Here is a 13,564-nt window from a genome sequence, read left to right as displayed (position 1 = left end):
CATTAGTGGTTGAATAGAACGTTTGTTCACCCTTTTAAAAAACACACATGCAATTTTCATTACCTTACTTCGGAGAAATTAACCTGCAACAGCTGGAAGAGCGTTATGACGCTGATACAGACACCGGTGTATCACTTGATATAAACTTTGATAAAACTTCGATCGATGCTGAGCGCGCGGAACTTATCAAGCAGTATCTGCAGGATTTGGATGCATTAGAGCAGCAATGTTTAACGGCTATTCAGGAAGATTACCAGATAGCAGACAGTTCCACTTATGAGTACACCCGTTTTTGGATGGAAGAATTGACAGCGGAAGAACTTGCCGGGCTGGTCGGAGAGGCAGGAAGCGACGAAGAGAAAGCTGCCGCGCTATTATCCAGGATTCAATTGAAACGTGTAGGGTTTTATCCGGATGGAGCATACGGAGCCCCTCAATTTGCTACTTTTGACTACGGTATTAAAATTGACGACGAGTTCCAGGACCTGCTGATAGTGGTGCAATGGAATGATCAGCGGGGAATAGATTATATCACTACAGAAAGTTAACTACACCTGTTGCCGGGTCAATCGCCGTTGTCTGTTGCCCCAGCTGCTCAGCTGATTCAAAATAGGCTCCAGTTCCCTTGCCATATCGGTTAGCTCGTATTCCACGCGTGGTGGTACTTCCGCGTAAACGGTCCTGGTTATCAGACCGTCCTGTTCCATAGCTTTCAGCTGTAACGTAAGCATACGTTCAGTGATATACGAAAATTCTTTCTTCAGCTCGCTGAAACGCATTTTGCGTTGGGCGAGCTTGTCGAGTATCAGGAGTTTCCATCTGCCGCCCAGCATGGAAATAGCGAAGGTAAGATCGCAGCCGATCATGCATTGTTCATTGCGGCTATAGGTAGAATTCAGCTTCCGTGTTGCCATTACTTACATGTTTGTATGTACCACACAATTGATTGTACATGATATAAAATTAACGGCTCCATTCTACTTTTACAAAGAAATTTAAAACAACAGTTATGGATCTCTGTTTAAAAGGAAAAACAGCCGTGGTAACAGGCGCCAGTCAGGGTATGGGAAGAGCTATTACCAAAGAGTTGGCGTTGGAAGGCGTTAAGGTATTGGCGACCGGAAGAAATGAATCATTACTGGCCAGCCTCCGGGAAGAGGTACTGGCAGCGGGCGGCGTGGAACCGGTAATACTGGCGCAGGATTTTATGACGGCAGATGCACCGCAGAAGATAGCCGAAGCGGCTATAGCCGGATTGGCACAGGTTGATATTCTTATCAATAATGCCGGTAGAAGCGTTGCATTGCCGGTGATCGGAGCGGATGAAGACTGGACCGCTTCATTTTTGCTGCATTTCGACCGCGTGCGTCAGCTCACACAGCTGCTGCTGCCACAAATGACAGCACGCCGGGAAGGGGTGATTCTGAATGTGGCCAGCACGTTTGAGTTACGTACCATTAATGCTTCCTCTGTGGCTAAAGCCGCGATGGTGGTATGGTCTAAACAGCTGGCCGGGGAATTGGGGAAATACGGTATCCGCGTTAATAACCTGCAACCGGGACTGATTGACACGGAAAATATCCGCCCGCTTTTCCCGGGTGAAGAAAGAGAAAAATTTGCTACCCGTGAAATTCCGCTGGGTGATTTTGGAGAAGTCCAGGATATTGCCGATATGGTAACTTTCCTGGTATCACCCCGGGCTAAATATGTAACCGGTACCATGGTGACGGTAGACGGAGGACTGCGTTACGCGGCGTTTTAGGGGGTACTTTTATAGAATACGGACGTTTCCGTTTTTTCGGTATGAGTTATCCACTCCTCAGGGACTGTGTTATCATCCGCATACAGCACTACGATGCTGCCAACAATAGCGGCAATGGTATCGCGGTCCCCCAGGCCGCTGATAGCTGTCCACAGGGCATGTTCATAATCGGAGAGATGATGGGCCGCACACCATAACGCAAAAGGTACCGTGTCGGCGGCGGTTAGTAAGGTACCGTTGCCGAGTATGGATACAACGGTCCGTATATCATAGCTCACAGGTAAAGTGGCTGCTTTTCTGATTTTATATTTGAGATCACTTTCGGGAAGGTGATGATATACAAAATCAAAGAAAGTGGTAGCTGACAATGCAGTTGCGTTTACCCGGGCTTCAGCACAGATACAGGCTGCCAGCGCAACAGCGATGGCGCCGGCAATAGCTTCCTGGTGCGCATGGGTTACTTCGGCCGCCAGTTGTGCCTGCCTTACCGTCATCGCCGGTTGACCGGCAAACCAGGCGCCAATAGGCCCTGAACGCATTGCTGCTCCATTGCCTGCCGATCCCATTCCGTCAAATACTGCTTTGCTGACTGTCTGCCACGGTTCTCCGGCGGCAATACTTTTCATGATGGAATGTGCGGTGCCACCATATCCGCGGTAGTCATCCAGCTGATAGTTGCATGCCAGCTCCTGCGCCAGGTAGTCCTGGTCGATATGACCACAGGCATGCAGGGTATTTACGACGCCTATTCCTTGTACGGTATCGTCCGTAAATAACCATTCTCCCGGTTGTAGGGCCCGGTTAGCAATGCGTTCCAGCACTGCGGCTTCTTTACCAAAAAATGTTTCACCGAAGGCATCTCCGATAGATAAGCCCCACAGGGAACGCTGGGCCAGCTTCATAGGTGTTGTTTTCATCGTTACGGAAGATAAGGCTTTTGTCGATTTTTGCGGTACTTTTGGTATACCATGTCCACCACCTTTCAACAACACGTCCGTAAGTTTATAACTATCAGTGATGATGAACTGACTGCTATCCTCTCTTTTTTCAAAACGCTCGCACCGGCTAGAAAGGCCAACCTGTTACAGGAAGGCGCTGTTTGTAAACAGGACTATTTTGTGCTGAAAGGATGCCTGCGGCTTTTTTTTATTGATGACAGAGGCGTGGAACGTACCACCCAGTTTGCCATCGAAAACTGGTGGATATCGGACTATACTTCGTTGCTGTTTCAAACCCCGTCTGAGTTTTATATACAGGCCGTGGAAAAGTCAGAAATACTGGCTATCAGTGGGGAAGATAAGGAAGCGATGCTCGCCGCTCACCCGAAAATGGAACGGTATCTCCGGCTGGTACACCAGCGGGCGCATGCCGCCACCCAATATCGTATCCGCTACCAGTGGGATTTTTCCAAGGAGGAGCTGTACCTCCATTTCAGCCGCCAGTTCCCCGAATTTGTACAACGCGTACCGCAACATCTGCTGGCCTCTTACCTGGGCCTTACCCCCGAATACCTCAGTGAACTCAGGGCCAGGCGTATTTCTTAAGCCAGTTTAATTTTTAGGAAAACAAGGCGGTGTAGTTTTGTGCTGTAACAAAAAAGATAACAGCCATGAGTCAACGTCTCAATATGAAAAAACTAATACCCGAAGGTTACAAAACACTGCTGGGTATGGATACGTATTTATCCAACAGTCCGCTGAAAGCTGCGCACAAAGACCTGATCGATATCCGTACCGCCCAGATCAACGGTTGCGCTTACTGTATGGATATGCACAGCCGCCATGCCCTGCAAAACGGCGAGAATGTCCAGCGTTTGTTTTCCCTCAGCGGCTGGCGGGAAGCGGGACTTTTTACGGAACAGGAAAAAGTGATACTGCTGATGACGGAAGAAATAACACTGATTCATCAACACGGCCTGAGTGAAGAAACGTATCAACAGGCGTTGCTGCATTTTGATGAGACCTATATTTCCCACCTGATCCTGGCTATCATCTCCATGAATGCTTTAACAAGAATAGGGGTGAGCACCCGCATGGAAGTGCCGCTGGTAAATAGCTGAAAAAGCTATAAATTACCCTATGCAACTAAATATCCGGACAGAGAGACTATTACTCCGCGATTTCCTGGAAAGCGACCAGCCGGCGTTACATCGGTTATATATGCTGCCGGAGACTATCCGGTATAACCCCAGCGGCTATCCGAAAAATGAAGATGCTACGCGACAGTTAGTCCATGGATGGGCAAAACAGGTTACCGCTCCCCGGAGGGAAGATTATACCGCTGCCATCATTCATCAACAGGACAATACCTTCCTGGGTATCATTTCACTGGACCTCGGGCCGGAGAAATACCGCAAGGGAGAGGTATGGTACAAACTATTGCCCTCCTGCTGGGGAAAAGGTTTTGCAACGGAAGCACTGAAAGGGATCATGTCGTTTGGATTCCGGCAGCTGCAGCTGCATCGCATTGAAAGTGGTTGCAGCATTCATAATACCGGTTCCTGGAAAGTAATGGAAAAGGCAGGCATGACGAGGGAAGGTGTTAAACGACGGGTGTTGCCATTGGAAGACGGATGGCATGACGCGTATGTATACGGTATACTGGAAAACGAATATCAATAATAAAGCGCAGCAATACTGCGCTTTATTATTTATTCCATGCTACGGTATAACAAATCTGCATCTTCCTTTTTGCATAAAGTAGTGCCGGTGTTCATCGTGGCAGCTGTACCACAGGCTACACCGTATTTGACTGCCGGTAAAATATCTTCTCCCGCTGCCAGTTTAGTGATGATACCCGCTACCATACTATCTCCTGCGCCTACAGTGCCGAGCTTTTTTACCACCGGCGCCTGTATCCGATGAACATATTTTGGCGTGACCACCATTGCTCCCGCAGCGCCGAGCGATACAACCAGAAATTCGCACCCTTCCTGTCGCAGTACTTCCTGCGCAGCATGAACTACTTCCCGTCCGGTCAGCTTTGTTTTGCCTGTTAACGAAGCCAGTTCGCCCAGGTTGGGTTTTATGAAGTAAACACCACTATGGGCGGCCAGTTTTAGTGGTTCGCCGGAAGTATCTACCACAAAAGCGGCCCCGTTTTTCCGGGCTATGCTGCCTGTAACGCTGAATGCATCCGGCGGGATGCCGGGAGGGAGGCTGCCGCTGGCTACCACAAAAGCGGCATCACGGGTGAGCGTTTCCAGTTGTTGCCGGAAATGTTGCCATTCTTCCGCTGCAACGGTGGGGCCGGGCATATCAAGCAGAAATTGTTCCCTGGTGGAGGCGTCATACAGAATCAGGTTTTCCCGGGTAATACCTTTGATAGGAATCCGGATGGATTCCACCTGCTCTGCTTCCAGCAGATCATGAAAGAATGCCCCGGTATGCCCACCGGCCAGGTATACCGCAGTGGCTGCAGCCCCCAGCTTTACAATTGCCCGCGCAACGTTGATACCGCCACCTCCCGGCTGAAAAGCCGGTACGGCGCATTTTATTTTTTTATCCGGAAGCAAGGCGGGCACAGTGGTGCTTTTGTCAATCGCCGGGTTGAATGTAATCGTGACAATTCGTTTCATACATCCTCAACTTTTACTGATTTTTCAATCGTAAGTACAAATTTATGGGATTTCCCCGGACGACATTTGTGTCGATAAACCGTCCGATTATATGAGCACTCGCAGAAACTTTATTAAACAAGCCGGCGCCGCCGGCGCTTTGAGCGTTTTACCTTTTTCAAAGCTTTACAGTCAGCCAGCCACTAACCGGCAAACGCCTTCCCGCTGGGCAGATGGTTCCCGGCTCGTGGTTTCGGTGTCCATGCAATTTGAGGCAGGCGGGCAACCGGATCATGCAGAAAGCCCTTTTCCGCAAAACATGATAAAAGGATACCGTGATCTGCCGGCAACCACCTGGTATGAGTACGGCTACAAGGAAGGTATCCCCAGGATGCTCGACAACTGGGATAAGCTGGGTATCAAAGTAACGTCGCACATGGTAGGCACCGCTGTGCTCCGGCATCCGCAGCTGGCGAAGGAGATCGTTGACCGTGGCCATGAGGCTGCCGCTCATGGTATGAACTGGAGTTCACAGTATAACCTTTCCTACGAAGAGGAAAAGAAGTTCATCAAAGATGGCGCTGATGCCATTCAACAGGTGACCGGTATAACGCCCGTCGGCTACAACGCCAACTGGCTGCGGAGAGGGGAGAATACCCTGAAAATATTACAGGAGCTGGGTTTTATCTATCATATTGATGATCTCAGCAGAGATGAACCTTTTGTAATACAGGTGAATGAAAAAGACTTTGCCGTGGTACCTTACACCCTCCGTTGCAATGATATTCTGCTGATAGAAGGTAAAAATTTCTCTGCCGATCAGTTTGTTGCACAGGTGAAAATGGAGTTTGATCAGCTGTATACAGAAAGTAACTCCCGGCGCCGGCAGCTGTCCATTAGTTTTCATGACCGCATCGGCGGTACGCCGCAACTGGTGAAAGCCGCACACGACATCATTCGTTATATACAACAACACGATGGCGTACGGTTTAAACGCAAGGATGAAATAGCTCGTATGATTTTAAAAGATAAAACAGCGGTGAGGGAATAACCCCTCACCCTGGTTCTTCCGGGAAATTTTGATGAACGGGGAAGGCAGGGAGATGTCTTAACAATTATTTTATATGCTATCTTACCGGCGGCTGATTACTTTTGGAATGAAAAGTATCATATGGCAATCGAAAAGGGTGAACTTCCGGGAGAAGGGCTGCTGGTAGAAAGGCTGCGGCAGGGCGATGAAAAAGCCTTCCGCGCGCTGTATGATTTCTATTGGGAAAAACAGTACGACCTGGCCTGTTACAAGCTGGGCGTAAAGGCGCTGGCGGAAGAAATTACCCAGGAAGTGTTTGTTGCGCTGTGGCTGCAGCGGGAAGAGCTGGACCCTGCCAAACCTATAGGCGCCTGGCTGTATGGCGTTACCCAAAACAGAATACTCAATACCTACCGGAAACAATTATCTCACCATAAATACCTGCAACAGGTACCGGTACAGGAAATCACCCATAATACCACCGAACAGCTGTCCTTTAATGAGCTGAATACTGTCGTTCAACAACGTATCGCCGAACTGCCGGATAAATGCCGGGAAGTATTTACCATGAGCCGGATACAAGGCTTTAATACACAGCAGATCGCTGAAATGCTCAATATCTCTCCCAAAACCGTTAACAACCACCTGGTAAAAGCGCTCCGTATTATGCGGGTTAACCTGAAAGATTATATCGCTTTGCTGATCCTCTTGTCGCTCCGCAGGTAACATTAATTTAACGTAGACCGGAATAGGTGTAAATGCCTGTTTGCGGTAAGTATGATTGAAAGCCGGTATAAACCGCGCTGATAATAATACTTCCATGCAGGACAGGAATGAATTAAACAGGCTGATAGATCAGTATCTCAACGGAAAAGCTACGCCGGAAGAAACCATCCGGCTAAATAACTGGTTCGAACAGCTGCATACGCCCGGCGCGGAGCAAACGGGCGACCGGCAGGAGCTGGGGCAGCGTATTTTTACAGCAGTACAGGCGCAGCTGGAAATACCTGTTGTATCCGGGCTTGTTGCAGAGGTGGCGCCCCGCCGCATTTCCCGCATGATGCGATGGCGTATTGCCGCTTCCGTTATATCAGCAGCGCTGGTAGCCGGTGGTGGGTGGTGGTACCAGTCCGTGATAAAAACACGTAAACCGGTAGCCCGTATGCTGGACCTGCGTACGCTGGGAGGACAACTGACTAAAATCACGCTGACAGATAGTTCCGTTGTATGGCTCAATGCCAACAGCCACCTGCGTTATCCGGAAGCGTTTACCGACGACCGTACGGTATACCTTCAGGGAGAAGCTTATTTTAATATTCACCCCGATCCGGGACATCCTTTTATCATTGAGAGCGGTGGTTACCGCACCAGGGTACTGGGAACTGCCTTCAGTATCCGCGCCTATGCCGCGCCGCAGATATATAAAGTAACCGTGGCTTCCGGAAAGGTAGCCGTATTTAAATCGGCCGACAGTAGCCGTATTGCTTACCTGACAGCCGATCAGGAACTGCGCATCAATGAAGATGCCGGCACACAACAGGTAAGAGCAGTGCACGCGCAAACAAAAATGTCATGGAAGAACGGCAGCCTTACTTTTGAAAAAGACTTCCTGTCGGAAGTGGCCATATCCCTGCAAAACCGCTATGGCGTTATTTTCTCCTTTAAAAAAGCGCAGCTGAAAAATATGGAGATCAGCGGCATCTTTGACCATTCCCAATCACTCGATGATATCCTGAAAATATTAAACAAAGTATACGGCCTGCATTTCAACCGGCAGGCAAATGGTATGATCATTATTTCCTGATCCTTAAAAACAATATGATGGCGGAAAGATTTACATAACACGGTAAAAGAAAAAACCGGTCACGCAAGCGTACCCGGTTTAAGGTGCGATGCTGATGATACCAGGCCTGAGAAACCGCATCATCGCGTCGCTGTCATTAACTAACCCGAAGGATTAACTAATTAACAAGGTAAAAGTATGAATTTTTTCCTGGGGAAACCCTGTGCTTATTTTAAATGGGTTATGCGTATCTCCTTTTATGTAATGGTGGCTTCCATCGTTACAACTAACCTGATGGCCAGCGTGAGTACAAAAGGGCAGTCCGTGGAACGGATCCGTCTCTCGGCCGATTTCAGGAAGATGCCGCTGCGAACGGCACTGGAACAGCTATCCGCCAGATCCGGCGTACGGATCTATTTTAATGATGCTAAAGTAGACAACGCCCGGCAGGTATCTATCCATACCGATGATGCCCCGCTGCTCGAGATCCTGGATAAATTACTTGCCCCGGCCGGATTGGTGGCGCAGGTGTATAGCGATAATAAAATTACCGTTGTGCCCCTGAGCGCCATTCCACCGCCGGTTAAAGGTGTGGTGACCGACAAAAACAGCGGTACGCCACTACCCGGTGTAGGTATCCGTATTAAAGGCCATAGCACCGGCGTTATCACAGATGGCAATGGTCAGTTCAGTATCAGCATCCCGGATGAAGGAGCGGTATTGGTAGTCTCCTATATCGGTTATCAGCCACAGGAAATAAAAGTGGCGGCTGGTACTGCTTCATTGCAAATTGCCATGAAAGCGTCCCGTACACAGTTGAATGAAGTGCAGGTACAGGCCCGCCGTAAAACCAATACCGAAGCTTCTGTGCTGGCAGAAAGAAAAGCCTCGGCCATTGTACAGGATGCTATCTCGGCTGCCAATATCGAGAAGACTGCCAGTATCACCACTACACAGGCATTGCAGCGTGTTTCCGGGGTTACCATCACGGACGATAAATATGTGGCGATCCGTGGCCTGGGCGACAGAAGTGTGATCGGACAACTCAACGGCGTCCGCCTCGCTTCTTCTGATCCCGACCGCAGCGCTATTCCGCTGGACCTGGTACCTGCAGCGCTGCTGGACAATATTACCATCTATAAAACCTACACGCCGGATAAACCGGCAGATGCCGCTGCCGGTATCATCGAACTGAAAACACGCTCTGTTCCTGATACTGCGGTGCTGAGTATTATTGCACAGACCGGCTTTAACTCCAACATCGGAATAGGCGGCACCCTCAACAGTTTTAATAATGCGGACCCAGGTTTTTTCGGGCAGAAAGTAAAACAAGCCGGCCTGTCAAAAGATTTTATTGCGTTGGGAAATCAATACCCCGGTGGATTTTCACAGGTGCAGTCCATGATCGCCAACAGTGGTAACGATCCGCAGATGAAACAGGAAGTGAATCGCATCAACAACATTATGCACGGCTTTGATCCGGTACTCACTACCCGTTATGCACCGGCCAAAATGAACCAGATTTATTCCGTGACCTACGGAAATAGCTTCAACCTGTTTAAGAAACATAAACTGGGAGTGATTGCCGGCGTTAACTACTATCAGCGTGCTACTGATATCCACGGCGGAGACCTCACGCAGTGGAGCATCTACCAGGGCGTACTGACGGGTAACAACCAGGTGAACAGTACCCGTATCATTCCTAACTATATTACGCCTAATAATATCAACCTGGGAAAGTATATCTCCTACAAGGAAAATACCGGTACCTCCACGCTCAACTATGGATTTTTAGGTGGACTTACCTACCGCTTTAATCCCCGTCATGAAATCAGTATGCAGTACATGGGCAGCAGGGGAGCGGAAGTACAGGCGACCAATCTGTATGGCGCTTATGAGTATACCGGTCTGGCAGGAGACGTGAGCAACATCGTGTATTCACTGAAACGCAGCTACCGTACCCTTAATACCTTTAACCTGCAGGGAGAACATAAGCTGACCGGCGGCGAATATGCGCCCAGGTTGAGTTACAATATGGCGACTTCCACTTCCAGCCAGGAAGATCCTGACTACCGCTTCGTGAACCTGGCTGCCTATCAGCCTGTCGGCGGTGGAACGATTGGTGTCCCGGGCAGTCTGCCTAACTCCGTCGACTATACGGGTACGCCGGTATATTATTCCCTGGTATCCGGTTATGTGAATGGTTACGGTCCTTACGGTATTATCCAGGCCGATCCTAACGGCCGCCGCTATCGTAGCCTGAAAGAAACCAACTACAACTACAAAGCGGACCTGACCCTTCCTTTCCCATTGTTCGGTAAACGCCAGGAGTTTAAAGGCGGTGTGAACTACCTGTTCCGCGATCGTAGTTTTATGGAGAATGTGTTATCATTACCCGGCTCCAATTTCTCGTCTACCGGCAACCAGGCGCTATATACTGTGCATGGCAACCTCGATCACCTGGTAGGATATGATCAGATCGGTATTAAAACGCCTGCTGGTCCTATCGGAGAAGGACAGCCTGCTGTGGGTGGTTTCCTGTATAACGCACAGAAATCCCCCAATAACTATAAAGGCTCTTTTGAAACACGCGCTTTCTATGGTATGCTGGACCTGCATCTGCTGGATAACCTCCGGTTGACCGGCGGTGCGCGTTTCGAATTAACGGATATCCGGACAGCGGTAGATACTGCCGGCGTATTCCTGGACCCCGCGCTGACTACGCCGAACAAGGATGGGCAAACCGTGAAGCTGGTATTCACCCAACCTTATTCCGTTTATAAAACAGATTATAAGCCCTATTACTCCCTGAACCTGACCTATACCCTGCAGGAAAACATGAATTTCCGCTTAGGGTACAGCACCACGCTGGCAAGGCCGGAGCTGCGTGAAATCACCAATGTGTTTGAATTTGATCCGTTCCAGTTTGCGCTGGTAGTGGGTAATCCCAAACTGGTGAACCAGTCTACCACCAACTACGATTTCCGTTGGGAATGGTTCCCCCATCCTGGTGAAGTTATCGCAGCTTCTGCCTTTTACAAACAGATCGATCATCAGCTGACAAAAGTGTATACTCAGAATTCCGCCGGTCTGGACGCACGTTTCCCGGAATTCCCGGCTATCCGCTTTGAAAATGACCCTAACCGCGGTCGTGTATATGGGATAGAGCTGGAAGTAGTGAAGCACCTGGGACGCTGGTGGGCGCCGCTTAAAAATTTCTACCTCGGCTCCAACCTGTTGCTGGCACAGAGTGAAATCAAAAAATCACCCGAACGCCTGAACGATTCCAGGATTGTAGACCGCCGCGCTCCGTCCAACAGCCCGCTGTTTGAACAGGCCCCTTATTCCATCAACGCTTACCTGAACTACAATAATCCCCGTACCCGTACCGACCTCACGCTGACGTTCAACGAAGTAGGGGAGCGGCTGATCCAGATTAATCTCACCGGTGAGCCGGACCTGTACAGCAGACCCGCTCCGGTACTGGATTTTGTGTTCAGCCAGTATCTCACCAAAAGACTGCAACTGAAAGGATATGCGAAGAACATCCTCAACCCGGCCTGGAGAGAGGTGTATGCCAATCCCGGTACCGGTGGTAAATATTACGGTAATACGTATATCCGCCGCAGTTATTACAGAGGCACCGAGTTTATGCTGGGACTGAATTATAACATTTTCTAAAGGGAATGAACGCAAAATGAACATCATGCAAGCTGTAAAATATTTTTTCGTCACACTGCTCTTGGCGGGACTATGGGCCTGTAAGAAAGACAAGGCGGACTACCTGTTCCAGGAGCTGCCGCAACAGCCGCCACTGACGGGATCTACTGTCCGGCTGATGAATATGGGGCGGACGGCCACAGAACTGATCATCAACGATACGCCGTTGACCAGTTTTACGCAACCCAACATTGAAGGATATTATATCGGGGCAAAACCTACTTTGTATTTTCAGAATGGCCGCTTGGGAGCGAGTTATACCATCCCGCAAAAATTTATCAGACAGGATGGTAGTACCCATATCAAAATTGCCGGTATGATGTATGGTCATACAGAACTGGTTTATCCGAAGGAGTTTGACATCCGTGAAGATGTTAATAACCCGACTGATTTTTATAACGTGTTGTATGGCGCACATGGTGGGAATACCATACTAACGGAGGACTCACTGTTTGCTATTCCCCGCTCTATCTCACCACCAGCCAATCCGGAACATTTTAAAATAAGGTTGTTGAATCTCAGTTCCTCACCGGACGCCGCTTCTCTTGAAGGTGATATGACCCTGGTATGGGCAGATGGGACCAAAGTAAGTACCACTACCAGCGATATAGCCTCCGGGAAATATTCTGATTATATCGAATTGCCTTATGGTACCTGCCAGTTTAAGGTGATGACCAGCGATGGTAAGGTGCTGCCGGCCGTGAGAGTGAATGCAGAGGAACTATTAAGCCAGGTAGGTCGCACCACCGGCACGATGACCACCGGCCAGAACCCGGTGGTGGATACCAAACTCACCTATGCGCCTATACGTACTTTCCAGCCGGGAGGCGTGTATACCATCATGGTATGCGCCAGTATGAGTTTTAGTGCGCTCGATGCCGGTAGTAATAGCGCTTCTCCTGTGGGATTGAACAGCTATCGCATTATTGCGGATAACAAAGAAGCACTGAATATTACCTATGGCCGTTTACAGGCGGTGAGTGTAATCCCCGGTGTATCCGTTTCCGTGAGTGCTGATAATATGCCTTTGCAGGAAGGGGCGCTGGCTTTTGGTAAAGCGACCGGTTATAAAACGCTGATCAACGGTACCCACCTGGTGCAGCTCACCGATGCCAGTGGTAAAAAACTGGCGGAACAAACGCTACGTATACAGGGTAGCGATAACTATACCGCCTGGGTATATCCCGGTGAAAACGGCCAGCCGGTACTGAAATTGATCGCCAACAACCTGAGTGGTAATTTCTATCTCGGCAATAATCCCAAAGGTGATGACGGCAGCAACGATCAATATTCCTATTCCATGCCGTTAAAGGTACGTTTCCTGAATCTTTCCACCGATATACCGGAGGTAACGTTTACAGGCGCCAACGGCGCGCTGCTGACCGGTTTCCTGACGTATAGCGGCACCGCCAGTCAGCATATCCAAAGGGGACAGGTGATCACCGATCAACCGTATATGCTCTTTTCTCCCTTAACCGGTATTAACAAACTGGCGGTATACGCCTCCCAGCCGGGCGTACTGCCGGGCGACTGGGTACAGGAAGTGCCGCAACTGTCGGGCACTGATTTTATTGCCCGCCCGGAATTGTATACCAGTGGCCTGCCCCCCTATGAAACGGGCGTGTATACGGTAGCGTTAACCGGTAGTCTGCATCCGAAAAATCCCGGAGAAGCCGCCGCCAGAATGATTATCATCAAGCATAACCAATAATG

Annotated in this window: 13 protein-coding genes; 10 read left to right on the top strand and 3 right to left on the bottom strand. The window is 49.5% G+C overall.

Annotated features, from left to right (window positions below):
- Positions 1–47 precede the first annotated feature (47 nt).
- Positions 48–548 (top strand): DUF2004 domain-containing protein, encoded by a 501-nt coding sequence (locus tag ICL07_RS05375; RefSeq protein WP_188086894.1) that lies wholly within the window; start codon positions 48–50, stop codon positions 546–548.
- Here ICL07_RS05375 and ICL07_RS05370 read toward each other — a convergent pair whose 3' ends face one another.
- Positions 549–914 (bottom strand): winged helix-turn-helix transcriptional regulator, encoded by a 366-nt coding sequence (locus tag ICL07_RS05370; protein ID WP_188086893.1) that lies wholly within the window; start codon positions 912–914, stop codon positions 549–551.
- Between the two features lie 95 nt (positions 915–1,009).
- Between ICL07_RS05370 and ICL07_RS05365 the strand changes: the two genes are divergently transcribed.
- On the top strand, positions 1,010–1,762 hold the full coding sequence (locus ICL07_RS05365; protein WP_188086892.1) for an SDR family NAD(P)-dependent oxidoreductase: 753 nt from the start codon (positions 1,010–1,012) through the stop codon (positions 1,760–1,762).
- On the opposite strand, the gene ICL07_RS05360 is transcribed toward ICL07_RS05365, so the two are convergent.
- A complete protein-coding gene (locus ICL07_RS05360) occupies positions 1,759–2,679 on the bottom strand; it encodes an ADP-ribosylglycohydrolase family protein (protein ID WP_188086891.1) in 921 nt (306 codons plus the stop codon). The genes ICL07_RS05365 and ICL07_RS05360 overlap by 4 nt on opposite strands.
- A 51-nt stretch (positions 2,680–2,730) precedes the next feature.
- Between ICL07_RS05360 and ICL07_RS05355 the strand changes: the two genes are divergently transcribed.
- The 3 genes from ICL07_RS05355 to ICL07_RS05345 all read left to right on the top strand — a co-directional run bounded on the left by ICL07_RS05355 (position 2,731) and on the right by ICL07_RS05345 (position 4,383).
- Entirely contained in the window at positions 2,731–3,306 is a 576-nt protein-coding gene (locus ICL07_RS05355) for a Crp/Fnr family transcriptional regulator (RefSeq protein ID WP_188086890.1), read from the top strand.
- 65 nt (positions 3,307–3,371) lie between these two features.
- Positions 3,372–3,821: a carboxymuconolactone decarboxylase family protein gene (locus ICL07_RS05350; RefSeq protein WP_188086889.1), complete on the top strand. Its 450-nt coding sequence runs from the start codon at positions 3,372–3,374 to the stop codon at positions 3,819–3,821.
- A gap of 19 nt (positions 3,822–3,840) precedes the next feature.
- On the top strand, positions 3,841–4,383 hold the full coding sequence (locus ICL07_RS05345; RefSeq protein ID WP_188086888.1) for a GNAT family N-acetyltransferase: 543 nt from the start codon (positions 3,841–3,843) through the stop codon (positions 4,381–4,383).
- Positions 4,384–4,412: 29 nt separating this feature from the next.
- Here the strand turns inward: ICL07_RS05345 and ICL07_RS05340 are convergent, their stop codons facing one another.
- Complete coding sequence (locus ICL07_RS05340; RefSeq protein ID WP_188086887.1) at positions 4,413–5,339, bottom strand: 1-phosphofructokinase family hexose kinase; 927 nt, start codon at positions 5,337–5,339, stop codon at positions 4,413–4,415.
- A 91-nt stretch (positions 5,340–5,430) separates the two neighbouring features.
- Between ICL07_RS05340 and ICL07_RS05335 the strand changes: the two genes are divergently transcribed.
- The 5 genes from ICL07_RS05335 (at position 5,431) to ICL07_RS05315 (ending at position 13,562) form a co-directional block, all read left to right on the top strand.
- Positions 5,431–6,369 (top strand): polysaccharide deacetylase family protein, encoded by a 939-nt coding sequence (locus ICL07_RS05335; protein WP_188086886.1) that lies wholly within the window; start codon positions 5,431–5,433, stop codon positions 6,367–6,369.
- Between the two features lie 120 nt (positions 6,370–6,489).
- Positions 6,490–7,074 (top strand): RNA polymerase sigma-70 factor, encoded by a 585-nt coding sequence (locus ICL07_RS05330; protein ID WP_188086885.1) that lies wholly within the window; start codon positions 6,490–6,492, stop codon positions 7,072–7,074.
- Between the two features lie 94 nt (positions 7,075–7,168).
- Complete coding sequence (locus tag ICL07_RS05325) at positions 7,169–8,152, top strand: FecR family protein (protein WP_188086884.1); 984 nt, start codon at positions 7,169–7,171, stop codon at positions 8,150–8,152.
- Between the two features lie 222 nt (positions 8,153–8,374).
- Positions 8,375–11,812 carry a TonB-dependent receptor gene (locus tag ICL07_RS05320; RefSeq protein WP_188086883.1) on the top strand — a complete coding sequence of 1,146 codons (3,438 nt, stop codon included), beginning with the start codon at positions 8,375–8,377 and terminating at the stop codon, positions 11,810–11,812.
- 25 nt (positions 11,813–11,837) lie between these two features.
- Positions 11,838–13,562, top strand: a complete 1,725-nt coding sequence (locus tag ICL07_RS05315) for a DUF4397 domain-containing protein (protein ID WP_188086882.1) — start codon at positions 11,838–11,840, stop codon at positions 13,560–13,562.
- Positions 13,563–13,564 lie beyond the last annotated feature (2 nt).

It is taken from the genome of Chitinophaga qingshengii (assembly GCF_014529935.1).
Lineage (GTDB): Bacteria > Bacteroidota > Bacteroidia > Chitinophagales > Chitinophagaceae > Chitinophaga > Chitinophaga qingshengii.
The sequence above is the reverse complement of the archived record's forward strand: the minus strand, read 5'-3'. Positions and strand labels throughout refer to the sequence as shown.